At 54.9% G+C, this 17,711-nt stretch carries 14 protein-coding genes; 10 read left to right on the plus strand and 4 right to left on the minus strand.

Annotation, left to right across the window (positions count from 1 at the left end; translation table 11 throughout):
- Nucleotides 1-206 precede the first annotated feature (206 nt).
- From PMW70_RS08045 to PMW70_RS08065, 5 genes are all read left to right on the plus strand, one after another.
- Nucleotides 207-650 carry an RrF2 family transcriptional regulator gene (locus PMW70_RS08045; protein ID WP_271744524.1) on the plus strand — a complete coding sequence of 148 codons (444 nt, stop codon included), beginning with the start codon at nucleotides 207-209 and terminating at the stop codon, nucleotides 648-650.
- Entirely contained in the window at nucleotides 647-934 is a 288-nt protein-coding gene (locus PMW70_RS08050; RefSeq protein ID WP_271744526.1) for a nucleotidyltransferase family protein, read from the plus strand. The genes PMW70_RS08045 and PMW70_RS08050 overlap by 4 nt, the downstream gene beginning before the upstream one ends.
- Nucleotides 921-1,340, plus strand: a complete 420-nt coding sequence (locus tag PMW70_RS08055) for an HI0074 family nucleotidyltransferase substrate-binding subunit (protein ID WP_271744528.1) — start codon at nucleotides 921-923, stop codon at nucleotides 1,338-1,340. The genes PMW70_RS08050 and PMW70_RS08055 overlap by 14 nt, the downstream gene beginning before the upstream one ends.
- 126 nt (nucleotides 1,341-1,466) lie before the next feature.
- Entirely contained in the window at nucleotides 1,467-3,092 is a 1,626-nt protein-coding gene (locus tag PMW70_RS08060) for a VgrG-related protein (RefSeq protein WP_271744531.1), read from the plus strand.
- Nucleotides 3,093-3,293: 201 nt separating this feature from the next.
- Nucleotides 3,294-5,102 carry an AAA family ATPase gene (locus PMW70_RS08065; protein ID WP_158555302.1) on the plus strand — a complete coding sequence of 603 codons (1,809 nt, stop codon included), beginning with the start codon at nucleotides 3,294-3,296 and terminating at the stop codon, nucleotides 5,100-5,102.
- 748 nt (nucleotides 5,103-5,850) lie between these two features.
- Here PMW70_RS08065 and PMW70_RS08070 read toward each other — a convergent pair.
- The 4 genes from PMW70_RS08070 to PMW70_RS08085 all read right to left on the minus strand — a co-directional run bounded on the left by PMW70_RS08070 (nucleotide 5,851) and on the right by PMW70_RS08085 (nucleotide 9,516).
- Nucleotides 5,851-6,081, minus strand: coding sequence for a hypothetical protein (locus PMW70_RS08070; protein WP_271744534.1), 231 nt, complete (start codon nucleotides 6,079-6,081; stop codon nucleotides 5,851-5,853).
- Nucleotides 6,082-6,083: 2 nt separating this feature from the next.
- Nucleotides 6,084-7,094 (minus strand): zinc ribbon domain-containing protein, encoded by a 1,011-nt coding sequence (locus PMW70_RS08075; RefSeq protein ID WP_271744536.1) that lies wholly within the window; start codon nucleotides 7,092-7,094, stop codon nucleotides 6,084-6,086.
- Nucleotides 7,095-7,400: 306 nt separating this feature from the next.
- The gene (locus PMW70_RS08080) at nucleotides 7,401-8,093 is read right to left on the minus strand and encodes a hypothetical protein (protein WP_271744538.1); all 693 of its coding nucleotides are present in this window, start codon (nucleotides 8,091-8,093) and stop codon (nucleotides 7,401-7,403) included.
- Nucleotides 8,083-9,516, minus strand: coding sequence for an AAA family ATPase (locus PMW70_RS08085; protein WP_271744539.1), 1,434 nt, complete (start codon nucleotides 9,514-9,516; stop codon nucleotides 8,083-8,085). Before PMW70_RS08085 ends, PMW70_RS08080 begins: the two co-directional genes overlap by 11 nt.
- Before the next feature lie 350 nt (nucleotides 9,517-9,866).
- On the opposite strand from PMW70_RS08085, the gene PMW70_RS08090 reads away from it, so the two are divergent.
- From PMW70_RS08090 to PMW70_RS08110, 5 genes are all read left to right on the plus strand, one after another.
- Entirely contained in the window at nucleotides 9,867-10,067 is a 201-nt protein-coding gene (locus PMW70_RS08090) for a hypothetical protein (protein WP_199411019.1), read from the plus strand.
- Between the two features lie 357 nt (nucleotides 10,068-10,424).
- Nucleotides 10,425-11,180: a dTDP-glucose 4,6-dehydratase gene (locus tag PMW70_RS08095; protein WP_334203917.1), complete on the plus strand. Its 756-nt coding sequence runs from the start codon at nucleotides 10,425-10,427 to the stop codon at nucleotides 11,178-11,180.
- 312 nt (nucleotides 11,181-11,492) lie between these two features.
- Nucleotides 11,493-14,891: an RICIN domain-containing protein gene (locus PMW70_RS08100; protein ID WP_271744542.1), complete on the plus strand. Its 3,399-nt coding sequence runs from the start codon at nucleotides 11,493-11,495 to the stop codon at nucleotides 14,889-14,891.
- Between the two features lie 544 nt (nucleotides 14,892-15,435).
- Nucleotides 15,436-16,818 (plus strand): RICIN domain-containing protein, encoded by a 1,383-nt coding sequence (locus PMW70_RS08105; RefSeq protein ID WP_334203916.1) that lies wholly within the window; start codon nucleotides 15,436-15,438, stop codon nucleotides 16,816-16,818.
- A gap of 45 nt (nucleotides 16,819-16,863) precedes the next feature.
- Nucleotides 16,864-17,400: a C39 family peptidase gene (locus PMW70_RS08110; RefSeq protein ID WP_271744544.1), complete on the plus strand. Its 537-nt coding sequence runs from the start codon at nucleotides 16,864-16,866 to the stop codon at nucleotides 17,398-17,400.
- Nucleotides 17,401-17,711 lie beyond the last annotated feature (311 nt).

Raw genomic sequence — 17,711 nt, forward strand, 5'->3', positions numbered from 1 at the left:
TATATGGTGTACTCATAGGTGTGCTAAACCCTAGGAATCTTCTCGGAATAAAGTTACTATGGGTTCGGCGTTAGTCAAGGGAAAACCCGACTAATCCACTCGACTTTTTAGATGAGGGACATAATAATCAGGTTTGTTTGTTCCGCTTGCATAGGATTTGGGACAAACAAGCCTGGTTTTGTCCCAGTAACGATGGGAGGGTAGGTATGCTCATTTCTTCTAAGGGCCGCTATGCCCTCCGACTGATGATCTATATCGCGGCGCTCGGTGACGCCGAGGGCAAGATTGCTCTGCGCGAGGTTGCCGACCGCGAACATATCTCGCAAAAGTATTTGGAGCAGCTGGTTCGTCCGCTTATGAAGGCTGGCCTGCTTAAGAGTGTGCGCGGCAAAGGCGGTGGCTACATGATGGACAAGGAACCGGCCGAGGTGCGTGCTGGCGACATCCTGCGCGCCGTCGAGGGCAGCACGGCTCCGGTGGCGTGCGATGGCATCGACAACAGCTGCGCCCGCAGCGATCTCTGCTCGACCGTCAAATTCTGGCGCGGTTTGGACGACGTGATCGAAAAGTACGTCGACGGCGTGACGTTGGCAGACCTAGCCGCCGTCCCCGAAATCAACTTCGACATTAAGCTGCAGGGCTGCAAATGACATCTCTCGACAAGGTGTACAAGCAAATCGAAGTTTTTGCTCGGGAATGTGACGCCGAGAAGGTCGTACTGTTTGGGTCTCGCGCTCGAGGCGACAACTTGCCTAAGAGCGATATTGACATCGCCGTAGCAGGTTGCCGGGATTTTGGCCGTTTCTCATATTTAATCGAGGAGCGTCTTGATACTCTTTTGGATGTAGGCGTCGTCAATCTCGATGAGCCCTTATCGCAGCAATTGCTCGATGAAATTGACAGGGATGGTGTGATTCTGTATGAAAAAATATGAGATCTTTGCCAGCGCCTTGGCGAATCTTGAGGATGCGCCCAATCAGGATCTTAACAATGATTTTGTTCAGAGCGGATTGATTAATAAGTTCAATCTTCAATTTGAACTGACCTGGAAGCTCCTTAAGCGTCTACTCGAGTATGAGGGTGCCACGCTTGCTGCATCGGGGTCTCCTCGTGCCATCTTAAAGGAGGCCTACCGATTCTTTGACTTCATTGATGAGGCAGCCTGGCTAGATATGCTCAGAGACCGTAACACGAACGTCCATATCTATGACAACAAGCTCGCTCAAGATTTGATTCAGCGCATCTTGAGCGTCTATATCCCTGCTTTCTGCCAGTTGAGGGACGGGCTGATGGAGCGTTACGGCGAGCTTCTGTTGGCGCCCGACGACCAGTTTGTTTAATTCCTTAAGATTCCGCGGAGGGTTGTTGCCGTTTACCGATGGATTGTTGTGCAACAACGGGCGAGCTGCAATACTAAATCCATCTTTGCAAACCGCACTTTATCTACACTCATGCAGGGAGGACGTATGCAGCCCAAGCATTCTGCTATTGTCGCCGGTCTGACGCTGGCGCTTTCGTTTGGCGCCGTTGCCGCGCCCGCGACCGCTATGGCCGAGGAGCCCACGCCGGGCGTCGCCTCGGATGTCACCGATATCGATAAGGGCCTTTACACCCAGCAGTCCTTCTCGGGCGTGCTGAGGTCGGTCCAGGGCGTTTCGTTTGTCAACGTGACCGACGAGATGAAGTACTTCACCAAATATGAGAGCCACGGTAATTATAACCAGGGCTTTTCGTATGGCGATGGCTATAACGCGCTGGGCTATTACCAGTTTGACCGCCGGTGGTCGCTCATTCCGTTTATGAGGCAGGTCTACAACTACGATTCTGCTAAGTACAGCATGCTCAAGGACGCGATCGATCGCGGCGGTGAGATTTCTAACGCGAACAACCCCATGTATGCGAACGGACAGCTCACCGAGCTGGGCCGCATTGCGCAAGAGGCCTTCCTGGGTGCGTATAACACCGATCCGGCTGAGTTCTCTGCTCTGCAGGATGCATACGCGTACAACTCGTACTATGCGGTGACGGAGTCGTGGCTTAAGAACGCTTTGGGCATTGACATTTCCGGGCGCGCCGATTGCGTCAAGGGCATGGTGTGGAGCATCACCAACATGTGCGGCACCGGTGGCTGCCAGGACTTTTTCCGTTGGGCGAATCTTTCCAGCAGCATGACCGACCGCGAGTTTGTGACGGCGCTGTCTGATAGCGTGGTCAATAACGTTGCGAAGAAGTACTCGAGCCAGCCCCAGTACCACGAGGGCTGGAAGAACCGCTATCGCAACGAGCTCAAGGACTGCTTGGTCTATATCGCCGAGGACGAGGCTGCCGCGGCAACGCCTGTGGAGCCTGAACCCACGCCGGCGCCCGGCCCGAGCATGGCGCCGGCCGCCCCCGCTGCACCAACGCCTGATGCCGATGGCGATGCGGGCGATAGCGGCGATACGGATACGCCCTCGACCGGTACGGGCAGCGATGATGCCGGTAACGGTGGAGCAACGTCTGGTGGCGCTGCGGCCGGCGATACTTCTGGCTCCACCGATGCGGGAACTTCCAACGGCTCCGGTGGCTCCTCTGCCGATGATGGCTCCTCTAACGGTTCTGGCTCCGATGCTTCTGAGGGTGGTTCGAGCAAGGGTTCCGATGCGGGCAGTTCTTCCACCGAGAACAAGCCCTCCGTTGGTGAGCAGCTTGGATCCGTGCTGGGCTCTCTGACAGCCGGTATTACGAGCGGCTCGCCCTCTGATGAGAATGTTTCTGGCGAGGCTTCTAAATCCGAGACGGTCGGCGAGGCTTCGACTGATGATGGCGCTAAGCAGGCAAAAGCTGAGCATAAGGACGGTGACGCTAAGCGGGCCAAAGCTGATCCTAAGGAGGACGACGAGAAGAACGTCGTTACGACCTCGACGACTACCACCACGACCACGACGTCCAAGTCTTCGGGTGGCAACATGCCCAAGACGGGCGACCTCATCGTTATGGCAAGCCTTGCCAGCGCGAGCTTGGCCACACTGGGTGCCACGTCTATCGTGAGCGGCAAGCATAAGCTCGACCAGCAGAACAAGGCTACCGGCGAGGATGGCTCCGAAGAGTAGCCTTTTGAGTCGTTTTTATAAGAGTTTTGGATGGGGCTCGGTGCGTTTGCATCGGGCCCCATTTTTGTTGTGCAACGATTTATTGCGTTCCTTTGGGGTATCTGTTGCTACCGTTGCCCGAAACGTTTGCGCGGAGATAACGTTGATGCTATGGCTGCTCGGTACAATGGGCATCGTGTTGCGTTTAAGGGAGAAGCTACGGTGTCTGAACAGGCGATTTATGGTGCGGGCACCAACGTTGGTGTACAGTTGCTCAATCGTTTGGATGATGGGCGGCTACCGGTCGACGTGCATGATTTTGCAGAGGCCATAAACCGATGTGTTCTGGTCGACAAGACCATGTTTATTGCCGATGTGCTAGATTGCGACGCGTCCGTCGTGGTGTGCTGCCGGCCCAAGGGTTTTGGCAAGAGCATGAATCTGTCGATGCTCAGGGCTTTTCTGGAGCGTCCCGCGGTCGGTCCTGCGGTCGATCGTGCTGGTCGGAGTTTGTTTGCCGATGCTCAGATTTGGGATGCGGGCGGTGGGCGCTATCGGGATGAGTGCGCGTGCTATCCGGTGATATCGCTGGATTTTTCTGGCGCTGCGAGGCGTGGCGCCACTGTTACCGGTGTGGTGCGTGATGCGTTTATGGGCGAGTGCGCTCGGCTGTTGGCATATCTGGAAGCTCCTGATTTGCCTCGAGGCAAGCTGCGCCACATCGAGCGCGTTGCGCGTGGCGTGGCAAGCGAGGACGAGATTGGCTTGGTGCTCGGTGTGCTTATTGAGTTGCTGGAGATGGCCTGCGATGAACAGGTTGTATTGCTTGTTGACGGGTACGACGTGGCGTGGTTGGGCTATGTGGGCGCGACGGACAATCGCGGCGCCGGTTTGACGGAGCGACTCGGTCGCGTGCTGTTCGATGCCATTGCCGCTGCGGGCGATTCGTTGCGACTGGCGTGCATGATGGGGGAGTGTCCCGGCCCTGCCGAGGCAGCGCTATCTGCGCGCAGTTGCTCGTATCGCCTGGCGACGCCGCTCTCGACATGGTGTGACCGGTGGTTTGGCTTTTCAGATGCCGAGGTTCGGGCTCTGTTGAGCCATGCTGGATGCGAGGAATGCTTGGATGATGCGCGTGAATGGCTCGAGGGATACCGGTTTGGCGGGGCATATTGCTCGAGTCCGGCGCGTGTGATCGGCTTTCTGGACCGTGGCTGCACGCCGCCCATGCGTGCCGACCTGTATGGGTATGCCGATTGCCTGAGTGAGGTAGTTGCCGGGTGGAATCTCGACCGCCTTTCGGCCTTGTTCGATTTGCTCGAAGCCCATGGATGCGTTGAGGTTCCGCTTCGTTTGGACGCCGCGGGGCCAGATGCCTTGCCTGACGACGACCCGTGGACGGCACTGTACCTGTCCGGTTTTCTGACGACGGATATGACCGAGGAGCCGGTAAACGGTGATCTGCGCCGCGCTCTGCGGCTGCCCAATAACGAGCTTCGCTATGTGCTGCGCTTGGTAATAATTGAGTGGTTTGAGTGCGCTGCCGAGGACGTTCGAGACATCGACGCGTTTCGCGACGGGCTGTGCCGTGGGGACGAGGATGCGGTGAGGCGGGCGCTGGGCCGTGTACTTGGAGATGCGGGAATCGGTGCGACTGACCCAGATGCGCCGTTGCCATATCACCTGCTCTTGCAGGGGCTCTGTTTTGGCTTGCCGGGCTATGCCAATCCTGCCTCGAGACGAACGTGCGGCGCGGATCGCTGGGATATCCAGGTATTCCCTACGGGTAATGTGTTCGATGTGGCCGACACGATCGGCATGCTCGACGAGCGCCCGCTGATAACGATCAACATGATTTACGACCCCGGTGTGGACGCGCTGGGCCTGGAGCTGCTGGCGGTGCACGCACTGCTCGAGATCGAGCGCAACGGCATCGACGAGATTCGAGTGCCACGACCCGGCGTTGGCCGCATGCGCTGGGGATTCGGGTTTGACGGGCAGCGTGTGGCCGCAGTGTGCCAACGGCTGTAGGGGGCGATGAGGTTCCTGCTACTTGTTAACCGCTGCCAGACGAATGAACCGTGCCCGTGCCGTCCTTCCACGACGTCGCCGGGCTCGACGAGCAGCCGCTCGCCGAGCCGCTCGAGTTATCCGACGGGCGCCGCTGCCGCCTGGACATCCCGCAGCCCGGGCTGCTCGAGGACGACTGTGCCGCGTTGCTGCCGCTGCCCACCGGTACAACGCCGGGCCCGCGCTCGCCGGCCGCGAGGTCGCCGTGGGACTGGGTGCCTTCGGCGTCACGCCGGTCGACCCCTCGACCGACGAGGTCGTGGCGACCTGCCCCCCGCGAGCGGGGCGACGCCCCGATGGACAGCGCCGACCCGACGCTGCAGCTCAGACTGCTGTGCATGCGCCCAGGCGGGCGCGGTTGCTCAGGCAGGCAAGGGTCCCCGTGCGCAAGTCGGCCTAGGGGTTCGACTGGTCGCACGTGCGGTTCCCCGAGGGCTGGGGCCGCGACGACATGCACGTTCCTCTCGGACATCGCGATGAACATCGCGAGCATGGACTACTAGTTCTACTGCTTCGCTGGCTGCAGGAACCTCGTTACGATCTACGTGGACTCCACCTGAGCGCTGCCGAGCGGTGCGAGTGGCCTGTACACGTTCTACAACTGCACCCTGATCGTGGGCGGCTGCGGCACGGTGTACAGCAGCTCAAACACGAGCTATGCGTACATGAGGATTGACTCGGCAAGCGTGGCTGGTTATTTGACAGTGGCCTAGTGTTTAAGAATTGTACCCACGGCTTTCTTCGCCACTGGCACAGCCTTGTCTTTAACGATTGGGCCTATCGTGTCTTTCGCCATTACCAGTGCGCCGACGCCTAATGCTGCCATACCGACGCCTGCCAGCTTGGCCTTTTCGGCGGCTACGCCCTTGTGGTATTCGCAAATGGGCAGCTTAGAGCCTTCTGGCAGTTCCTTCTTGCAGACGATGCATCTAGCAGCCATATCTACCCCTGCCCTTCTTCTGCCTGATTTTCAGGGGCATCTTCTCCAACCACCAGATGCACCTCATCAGGTTCTTGCGCCACTTTCCGCAGGGATTCGAGAACGCCGCCCTCAATCAAGCCGGCGCGCTCCTCGCGGCCCCCAATCTGCAGTCCAACAACGGAACCCGATAACTGAACGAAGCCTCTCACTATGTCGCCTCTGTTGCCCTTGCTGTATGAGTTGAGCAAGCGCAGGGTGTCCTTCTGCTCGAGTTTGTTTTCCAGGATGAATTGCTTGAACTGTTCGAGCGCGGCATCTGCAGCTGCTGGCTCCTCAAGGACGCGATAAGCTGCATACTCTGTCTTGGCCATAAGAGCAATCACCGTGAGGTCGACCATGGCAGTGTTTGCTGCCTTGCCCCAGTCCCTGGCCTTGCCCTGCTTGCCCATCGCCAGAGAGAGTTCTGCCTGGAAGTTGCCCTGCAGGGTGCAGCGCGCCTGCGTGGCCGATGACGCGATGTCCATTATCTTGATCTCGCGCAGCCGCGAATCTTCGATGAGCATGGCCTGCTGCAGTTGTTGCCAGGCGCTCTCGGCCAATGCGATACGGTCTGCCTGGTTCTCGATGCGCAGCGCCTCAACGTTGGCGGCGACGGCCTCGATGGCATCCATGACGTTCGCCATCATCACTTGCATCTGCACATCCACGATTGACTGCGTCATATCTTGCGGAAACTGTTCGGCCTTAATCCTTGCCTTCTCGTATATCTGGCCCGTCTTCACGCTCCTGAGTTGTGGCAGCAGGTCACCGGTCTTCTTCTCGACCGAAAAAACCAGCTCCCCACTCTTCATAAGCTCTTCAGCTGCCGCACTAAAATCAGCGACATACTTCGTGTCTCCTCGATTGGCGAGCTTCTTGATGATGTCATAGATGGCTGGCGCGAACTTAGCCATGGTGTCGGCGTCCGAGAGGAATTTCACGAGCGATTCGTTCGTTTGAGCGGGTATCAGATTCATGCCATTGTCGAACACCGTCGCCTCCAGCACCGTTACCCTAGGAGGAAGCTTTGCTGGAGACAAAGAGCTAATCGGTACGATTGCCGCCTCATCGCTTTGTGTCGCCGTAAAGCCACAATGCGGGCAGGTTGATGCGCTCGAGGATATCTTCGCGTGGCACTCTGGGCAGAAGATTAACGACACAAGGTCATCCTCCCTAAGGTTAAATAATCAAAACCCGTGAGCAATCATGACGCCACAGGCCCATTTACGGGAAATGGAATCCTCGGCGCCGCTGCCTCACATGTGTGCAAATCCTACCACCATCATGCGACGCCAAACTTATTCATCGTTCGCCGTCGGAAAGCATAGGCCAAGATTCGTGTGCCTATCTATGGAATTAAGACCCTGTCTGATGTATCCCCACGTTTCCTTACGATCACCCGCCACCGAGAAATCTGAGTCATTGATGAATGAGATGAATGCCTCGATATCGTTCCGGTACTTGTGGGCAAACGCTAACGAATCCTTACGCTTATCTGAGTCATGGCTATTGAGCTTGTTGTACAAGACGTGGTCTAGATTGCACGACATGTAGATTGCAAGGTACGGTATGCCGCCTATGGCAGGCTCTAACGCTAGCCTGTCCATGTTCGCGCTCTTTCGTCTATTCCGATCGATTATTTGCTGCCGGTTGGCTGCGATGATCTGCCCTGGATTGTAAACGGTCTTCGGAACCGTAGCCAGCTCTGTCACCGCATTGTCTGAAACGTAGGCGCCGTCGGTGTCCATGAGGTGCACGACCTGTAGCATGTCTGCTTTGCGAAGACGGTACGTGCTCATGTGGTCCTTGATGAAAGCGTTGACCTTGCGCACGATGTTTTGAGGTGTGGCGCCATTTTCCGCGGTTACATCGCCGTGGACCACATAGACGTAGACCTCATCTTGGTCGAAGACCTTTGATAAGATCACGGATAATGCGGACTGATCGGATGGACCCTCGACGATGAAGAGGACGACCTTCTTACTCTCCACTAGTAACACCCGCCTCAATGAACGCGAGTTCGATCTCGCCGTTGTGTGTCGGCTCGTAGAGTTGCTCCTTTTGTCCGCCGAGAACGATATCCCTGTAGTAGAAGTCCCTTAGGTTGTTGGAGGACTTTACGTTGGCCATCCTGGCATACCTCTTTGCCGGGTTAGCGGTGGTGAAGGCAATGAAGCCACGATCGATGGTTTCAAGTGGCCTCAGGTTGTGGCAGGTGAATATGAGCTGGCCCTGACCGTGTTCGGACACGATGCTGAGCAACTCGCCCAAAAGGTACTCAAACACGCCAGAATCAATCTCATCGATCACAACCGTCACAGAGGGATCGTTGAACATGAGTATGAGGAGGTGGAGGAAGGACACGATGCGCTTGATGCCCTCAGACTCGCAGCTGAGGGGGATGGTCTTGCCGTTGCGCACAGAGACGAGCTGGACATTAACCCCAGTATCACCGCTCTTCATAACCTCCGCGCCAAGCTTAAGAAGTGAGACCTCAAGACCTGGAATGAGTTCGCGAAGGACGATGTTCATGTTCTCTATGGCAGTGTTCACTGGCTCATAAATACGCTCGGGTATTGTCTGTGCGCCACTCATAGGCAGTATGGCTCCACCGCCCGTTATCTTCTTTCCCCCAACAACACGGAATGGAAAGGGCAGCGCATCGAGAGCAAGCATTCCTACATCACGAGTATTCAGCACGAACATTTGAACTGCCGCAAACCTCTCCAGGGCGTTCAGTGCGTTCATAGCATCTTTGACCGTCTGAGAGGGGGCTCCCTCATCCTTATTCTTTTCACGGATGGTCTGTTTTAGCTTTTTTGAAAAGATGAATGAGCGAGACTCACGATACGCCAGCCTCTTCTCGACCGTCAGCTCGACGCCCTCTTCTGAGTCTTTACCTATGAGCTGTTTGTATTTGGCAGCGGGACCAAAAGCACCGTTGCCAGACGTGTCAATCAGTGTTGTCATACGGGACTTCTTGCCAGGCGTGTCATTAGCCACGGCAAGCCGCTCGTCAAACACTAGAAGCACGAATTTCTCGCCTTCTTCAGGTTGGTCTTCGGTTTCGCTTAGCTCCGCAACATCGCTTTTCACTTTAAATGAATAGACCACGCGATAGGCATTGCTGCCGTCAGGCTGGCGGACGCTCAGCTCGCATTCCACGATACCAAAATCCGCGTCAACACTTACCAGTTGCGCGAAACGCCTATCGAGCCTGCGCCCCATCATGCACTGTTGAGCCATCTGAAGGGCGTCGACAAGCGTAGACTTGCCAGAGCCGTTCTGCCCGTACATTCCGAGCACGCTGGCCCCTTCCGGACGACGGGAGTTGGAGAAAGACACCTCCCCATGCCCAACGTTCTTGAGGTTATCTATTGAAATCCGTTCGAAGCGGATAATTGGAGCAGCCATGAGTTCTCCTTTCTGTGCCATATAAACAGTCTAGGGAAAACTCAATTCAAACACAAGATTCGAAATATATAATATCGTTTATCAATTTGATAGCCTCTTCTTCGGCAGACGAGCAACTGAGTAAAGCCTACTTATCTAGACGAGCTCTACAAACCGATAAACGCAGGCCCTAAGACAATCGTAGAGGGCTAATTATGGAAACACTGCGAGCTCGATATTGAGGGATGCGAGAGGGCCTCCAGCATTCGCGCTGGAGGCTGCGAGCGCAACCACGTCGAGATAAGGAAGCTGCTGCCCAAGGCGCCGGCCTCAGGTTCGACCGGCTCTCCCCGGCCGACCCGGCGTTCCCGATGCCGCACGTGAACTCCGAGCCCCGCGGCGCGCTCGGCTTCGCGACGCCCGCCCGCGCCTTCAGGGCGATGCTCGGTGACGACGCGGCGGCGCTGCCGGGCGCCTACGGCGTGGAGGACGTGCCGCTCGGCGAGCTCGATCTGACGCCGGGGCTGATAGGGTGGGCGCGCGCGGAGAGGGGCGATGCCCCGCTGTCCTAGCCTAAGGGGAAACTGAATAGACAGACCGGCCGTCCGGCTGAGTCTGGGAAGAGGTGCCGGGCGGAGGGCGGGGACGGCCGCCGGACCCATCGAAACACATCTCCACTTTTCCTTCAACTGGGAAAATGCCGCCCCCCGGGGCCCGGGAGGGGCCTCGGGGGCGTTCGGCTTACTGCGGGAACGGCCTATCCGTTCAATGTGTTCGGCTGAGATCGGAAATCAACCGGCTCGATACGTGTTTTACCGCATTGCTGTAGCGCTCTGGGCCCGCATGCGAATTGGGTCGCGGCTGCCGGCCAAGTTGCTCTCCGCGATGTCACTGAATTGTGGGAGAATTGGTCAACAATAGCTGGGGGGATGGCGGTGCGTATAGCGTCACCATATAAAAATATTCTTGTGACGGGTGGTTGCGGTTTTTGCGGATCCGCCTTCGTCTGTTTTGTCGTGGACAGCGCTCCCGATGTGCACGTTACCGTTTTGGATAAGCTTGCCTACGCTGCAGACCTCGATAGCATCGCCGGGTTGTCTAAAGATGGGGTTGAGCTTGTCGTGGGGGACGTTTGCGATTCGAATCTTCTCGAGCGATTGGTTCCGGGCCATGATGCCATCGTTCACTATGCTGCCGAGTCTCATAACGACAATTCAATTGCCGACCCCGCGCCGTTTATTGCGACGAACATTGAGGGCACGTATACGCTCCTTCAGGCGGCCCGTGCATTCAATGTTCGCTTTCATCACATCTCGACCGATGAAGTGTTTGGTGATCTGGCGCTTGACGACCCTCGTAAGTTTACCGAGGAATCGCCGTATCGGCCTAGCAGTCCGTACTCCAGCTCTAAGGCCGCATCTGATATGTTGGTAAGGGCCTGGTCACGCACGTATGGCCTTAAAGCGACAATCTCAAATTGCTGCAATAACTACGGCCCACACCAGCATTCTGAGAAGTTCATCCCGCATTCGATTGCATGCATTCAGCGCGGCGAGCGTCCTAAGTTGTACGGCGATGGCTTGAATGTACGCGACTGGATTCACGTGGAGGATCATGCTCGCGCCGTTTGGTCCATTTTGACTAAAGGAGCGGTGGGGGAGACGTATCTTATCGGTGCTAATTGAGAGCATAGCAACCTCGAGGTTCTTAGGACCATTCTTAAGGCAATGGGGCAGAGTGAGGATTACGTTGACTGGGTGAGGGATCGCCCGGGGCACGATCGGCGTTACGCAATAGATGCGAGCAAGCTTTGGCGCGAGTTTGGCTGGACTCCTATTCATAATGACTTTACAGCAGAGGTTTCACGGCTATGTTGCGAAACGCCTCTTTAATTTGGTTGACCTTTCGGGGCCTAGCCCTTGCTATTCACGAATCCTTTGACGACGAAGAAGGCTTCTTGCCATAAAGTGTAATTAACTTTGCGAGAGGGGACGGCTATGGGCAATTGGAAAGCCTTATTTGTTTCGGTGTTTAGCACGCTACTGTTGGGATGCTGCCTTGTTCCTGCGTTTGCAGAAGATGCTGCAATTACTAATCAAAATGGAAGCTCTGCTATAGCTATGGAGCAGTTGAACGTTCCTGACGATGCTTCTGGCGTTCATTCGGCCTTGGATGACGTATCTGATTCCGAGGCATCGGATACGACCGATGTTGTGACACCAGAAATGCCCGGGTCCGTTTACGACCTCGCCTCTGAGCATGCCGATGATCTTGTGGATGGACTTTATACCTTTGGGTCTTCGGTTGACAGCAAGTTTATGCTGGATGTTCCTGGTGGAACGGCAGGTGCCGGTAAGAAGTTGCAACTGTACGGAGCCAACAATACGAATGCCCAGATCTGGCATGTGTCTCACGATCAGAATGGCTTCGTTGTTATCTCTTCTGTCAAGGGCTGCACGCTGGATGTTTCGGGCGGAAGAGACAGTAACAGAAATCCTATTCAGCTTTGGTCCGATAACGGGACCCTTGCGCAACGCTGGATTGCAATCAAGGAAACCGACGGCAGCTATACATTGATTTCGGCGCTCAACCAGTCGTTTGCCATTGATGTTTCGGGCGGAGTTGCCGCTAATGGCTCTGCCGTGCAGTTGTATGAGACAAACGGTACGGCGGCTCAGCGATGGGTGCTAACCCCCGCCAAAACTGAGCGGCAGCAACTCGATGATCGAGCGGCGGCGCACCTTGCCGACCTTCCCGATGGAACATACGCTATGTTGGCCTCGAGCGATTCGTTTGCGCTAATTGCAGGCGGCGGATCACTGTCCTTCGATAGGTTCGGGTATTCCGGTGTTCAAACGTTCGATGTTTCGACAACGGAGAACGGGTATCGCACCATTGCGATTCATGGTGCTGGGGCGGTTCTAGATGCGACGGGCGGCAATGACGCCAACGGCACGAAGCTGCAGACCTATGCCGCCAATGGAACCAAGGCTCAAAAGTGGATCATTGAGAAAGATGGCGAGCACTTTCGTATTGTGTCGGCTCTGAACGGGCAAAAGGTCGCAGACGTCCCCGGTGGCTCTATTGCATCTGGTGCCGGGCTTCAGCTGTATAGTGCAAATGGAACGGCTGCCCAATCCTTCTACTTTGTGGATCCGACGGTCGTGCGTTCTGAGCTCGATAAGCTCGCTTCCGTTAACCGAGAAGTCGTCAAAGACGGGGAATATGCAATTACTGCCGGTCCAGATTTGTCTCGTATGGTTCTCGATGTTGCTGGTGGTTCAACTTCTAGCGGCGCAAACGTGCAGATCTTTCAATCGAATACGACTGCCGCTCAGCGTTGGCGTGTTTCTCATGACGATGATGGCTACCTCACGATAACGAATGTAAAGTCCGGCAAGGTACTTGATGCTTCCGCGGGTTCAACTTCTTTGGGAACGAACGTCCAACAATACGCGGCTTGTGGCGATGCGAACTATGCACAAAAGTGGATTGCGGTACCGAATAACGATGGAAGCGTTCGACTTCTTTCTGCTGTCTGGCAACAGCGCACGCTTGACGTTGCCGGTGGCTCTCTGAACTCTCAGACAAACGTGCAGTTGTATGCTTCGAATGGAACTGCCGCGCAGCGCTTCACTTTTATTGCCGCAAACCCTGCGTCAGTTGACCCATGCGATGACATTTTGAAAGACAAGGGTTGGTGCGTTATTTCGCCCTCCTCAAATGGCTCTGTTGCCTTTGACGTTGCTGGTGGCTCATTAAAGAACGGGGGCAACGTTCAGGCATATTCCTGCAACGGCACGCTGTCCCAGCTATTTAAGGCTGAGTACCGAGACGGTTATTATGTTCTTCGTAATGCTGGCTCCGGTAAGGTGCTCGATGTCGCAGCGGGCGACGTTGTCCCCGGAACGAATGTCCAACAGTGGGATGAAAGCCCCAACGACAATCAGCTCTTTAGCGTCGTTGTCAATAAAGACGGAAGCTATTCGTTCATAAATAAGGCTACGGGGCTCATGCTCGCGGTGTCCGGTTCAAATTTGGTTGCTGCTATTGTGGGAGATTCCGTCCAGACATCGTTTGTTTTTGCCGAGCAAGAAGACTTGCTGAGCGAAGGCCTTTATGAGATCTATCCGTCTGCAAATTCCTCCTATGTGCTTGATGTCGCGAGCGCATCTGCTGACTCCGGAGCCAACGTTCAGCTCTATTCCAACAATGGTTCCTTCGCCCAAAAATGGCTGCTTAAAAAGGTGGATGGAGCGAAGAATACCTATACGTTTGAATCTGTTTGCTCAACTAATAGACTTGCTGTTTCCGGTACCAATGTTTGCACGATGGCACCGGCAGATGTGAAGGCGCAGCAATGGGTGGCGCGAATCGATAGCAATGGTATTGAGTTTGTCTCTGCGGATGACCAAGATCTCTCGCTTGATGTGAAGGGCGGTAATTTTGCATCGACTTCCAATGTTCAAGTCCACTCCTCCAATGGTTCCGCTGCGCAGAGATTCCGCTTGCGCGCTACTTCCGCAACCATCGACAATGGTACGTATTTCATTCGAATGGCTTCTCACGCGGGTTCGGTCTTAGATGTTTCCGGTGGATCGTCTGCTGACGGTGCGAATGTGCAGATTTGGCAAAATAACGATACGGGTGCTCAAAAATGGAATTTCTCACGCAACGTTGATGGCTCTTATACAATCGTCAACGCCGCCAGTGGCAAAGCTCTTGATGTAAAAGATGCCGCTGCCTCCTCTGGGACAAATATCCAACAATGGTCCAGAAACGGCAGTGCTACCCAGTGTTGGTATATTGAGTACGTATCCGGTGGCTTTAGATTGTCTTCCGCCCTTAACGCGGCATTTGTTATTGATGTCTCTGGAGGAAATGCGGCAAACGGTACGAATGTTGCGCTATATGCGAGCAATGATTCAAAGGCGCAGCGGTTTACGTTCAAGGCAACTACGTATGTTCAGCCCTTGCCTGCGGATCAACAGGCAATGTATAACCGTGCGCAGTGGTACAACAGCAACACGGAGTGGTTGATCTTGACTGACACCGTCGGCTGCCGTACGGGTATTTTTAGGGGCTCTCGAGGCAACTGGAAGTTATGGTCTTTCTGGCAGTGCGCTCCTGGCAAAAATGAGTCGCCGACCGTGCTGGGCGAGTATTCCGTCTATGGAAAGGGACTTTCGTTTGGGCATGGATATACCTGCTGGTATTACACGCAGTTCTACGGTGACTATTTGTTCCACACGCAGCCTTGCTATACGGGGACGTTTAACGTGATGGACCCCACCATGGGACAACGTGCGTCCGCGGGATGCATCAGGCTTACGACCGACCATGCCAAATGGATTTACGACAATATTCCCTATGGAACGAAGGTCGTTAATTACTAAGCTCAAAGTAATTATTAAGCTCAAAGGCGGCTCGCTTACGGCGGCCGCCTTTTTGCGCAAAGATTTGCATGATGCGCATAACCGCGATTAAATGAATCTTGAGTACGGCAGTTTTGCTATGTGCAACTCGCATGATTTGATGGTCGAGTCATGCGAGTTATTTGTGGCAACAGATGTTGTGTTACTGGAATTGGCGAGGCTGTCTGGGGGATGTCATGCGTCATAAAAAGCGCGTTTGCATGCATTGCAAACAGGGCTCTTGTTGGGCCTACTTCTAATATTGCCCGTCGTTCTTAAATCGGGTTCGACTGCCTTTGCTGAAGTCTCTCCGGCTGGTCCATCGGTGGAAGAGGCTGTGAAAGCTGAAGACGTGAATGATTCTTTTCGGGATTCGTCTTTGGGCGATTCTGCTCATGACGACAGCGCGACCGATGAAGACGCGGGCGTCGAGTCTTAATCTTCTGCCGAGGCAGCTGATCTGTCCAGCTACTCGACCCTCGATACGGGCACCTATTTCTTAACCTCGACTTTGTCGGGGCATCGCGTGCTCGACGTCGCCGGTGGATCGATGGGTGCCGGCGTGGCTATACAGCTGTATGGAAGAAATGAGACGGCTGCTCAAAACATTCGTTTTGTTTCAACTGCGCCCGATGTGCCTCCGTGCGATGATTTTGGCCTTGATGGCTGGTTTACCATTTCGCCGATGGCTGATTCGGCTTGCGTCTTCGACATTGCTGGAGGCTCATCTTCCAACGGGGCTAATGTCCAGACCTATGCCGCTAACGGCACGTTTGCGCAGGACTTTAAGTTTGTCTACGACAACGGGTATTACTGCATTGTCAATGCTCAATCTGGTAAGGTCCTCGATGTTGAAGGCGGCAACCTGTGCCCGGGAACCAATGTTCAGCAATGGAGTGAAAATACCAACAACTCTAATCAATTGTTTTCTATCGTGCGTAACGATGATGGCTCGTATACGGCGACCAACAAGGCAACGGGTCTGGTTTTGACCGCAAATAACGCTAACGTATATGGCGACGTCCCGTCTGATTCATCGTCCCAGCGTTTGGCGATCACCAAGGTGACCTCGCTCTTGCCACAGGGCTTCTTTACCATCTCGAGCGCGTCTTCCGCTTCAGCCGTTCTAGACGTTTCGGGCGGCTCGGTGAGCGATGGCGCCAACGTGCAGTTCTATGTATCCAATAGCTCGGTCGCGCAAAAGTGGAAGGTTGCCAAGGTCCCCGATCGCGACAACACCTATACCGTTGAAAGCTTGCTTTCGGGCAGGGTGCTTACCGAGGATGCCAACGGCAACGTGTGCGTGCGCTCTTTTAACAATAGCGATTCCCAGTTTTGGACGGCGCGGATTTACAACGGCGGTGCCGTTTTTGTAAACGTTGCAAGTGGCAATGTGCTCGGTACGGCATCTGGATCCAGCAACAAAGGGACTAATATTTGCGTAATGCCTTTCAATGGTGTTTCTGATCGGTCGCTAATGTTGTGGAGTTGCTATCTGGTTGATTCGGGCACCTATACCATTACTGCTTCCTCGGACCGTTCCAAAGTGCTGGATGTTGCAAGCGGCTCGCGTTCCAATGGTGCCAATGTTCGCTTGTGGTCATCGAATAATACCGGAGCGCAAAAATGGGCCATTACAGCGAACCCGGGCGGAACCGTTTCGATTCAAAACTGCAAAAGTAAAAAATACCTCGATGTCGCTAACGCTCAGGCTGTTTCGGGTGCCAACGTTCAGCAGTGGCAGGGAAACGGTAGCGCCGCTCAGCGTTGGCGCGTTGCGTATACGGGCGGCGGCTCCTTTACCATTTATTCCGCACTCAGCGATAGTCTCGCCTTGGACATAAGCGGGGGAGTGCTAAGCGATGGTGCAAATATCCAGATCTTCACCTCTAACGGCAGCGAGGCGTAGGGGTTTGCTTTTAGGCAAACCACGTATGTGCCTGAAGCGGTGGATTTGGCCGTTCCTGTCTATAACCAGTATGCTGCTGGCCTGCCCAAAGGCTGTGAGTCCGCCGCCCTCACTAACGTGCTTAACTACTACGGATTTGGCGTCGGGCCGTGTGAGATGGCTGATCGTTGGATTCCGCGGAGCTCTTGGGACTATGTCTGGTGCTTCTGGGGCAATCTCCATAGCTACAACAATGGCAACGAAATCTGCGCGCCCGGTCTCAACAGGGCTGCGAACAACTTTCTGGCGAGTAGGGGTAGCAAGCTGAGGTCATACGATGTTTCGGGTGAATCTCTCTACGATCTCTGTAAGTATTTGGACGATGGCTATCCCGTCATTATTTGGACGACCGTTCATCAGGGCAACGTGGGCAATATCTATGCACGGCAGGGTGGCTATTTCGCTTGCTCAAATTCGCACACGGTGGTTCTGAAAGGCTATGACCCCCAAATGAATAAGGTTATGCTGTCCGACACGATTGACGGCTGCACCACGTATGATTTGGATTGGATTGCTTGGGTCTACAAACAGCGAGGAGCGTAGGCAGTCGTCATTAAGTAATCAACCACCACTTTTTTGTTGATCATATGAACTATCATAGATTCAATGGTAATTTGGATTGGGAGTCCGATATGAGCTGCAGTCGATATGCCCGTGGCCTGGCCGCTTTATCAGTTGCGGTTTTGGCTACGGGTCTTTTGTTTTCGCCGTTGGCGACGTCTCAACTTTTTCCCGAGGATGCACCTTTTGCAAGCGGAGGCACTCGACAGCTCGCTGAGCCCGGTAATGGACGTATGATTGATTTATGGCCTAATCAGGGCGTTGGTGTACATGGCGTTTGCGAGCGCGGAAAC

Source organism: Collinsella aerofaciens (assembly GCF_028209625.1).
Classification (GTDB): domain Bacteria; phylum Actinomycetota; class Coriobacteriia; order Coriobacteriales; family Coriobacteriaceae; genus Collinsella; species Collinsella aerofaciens_AM.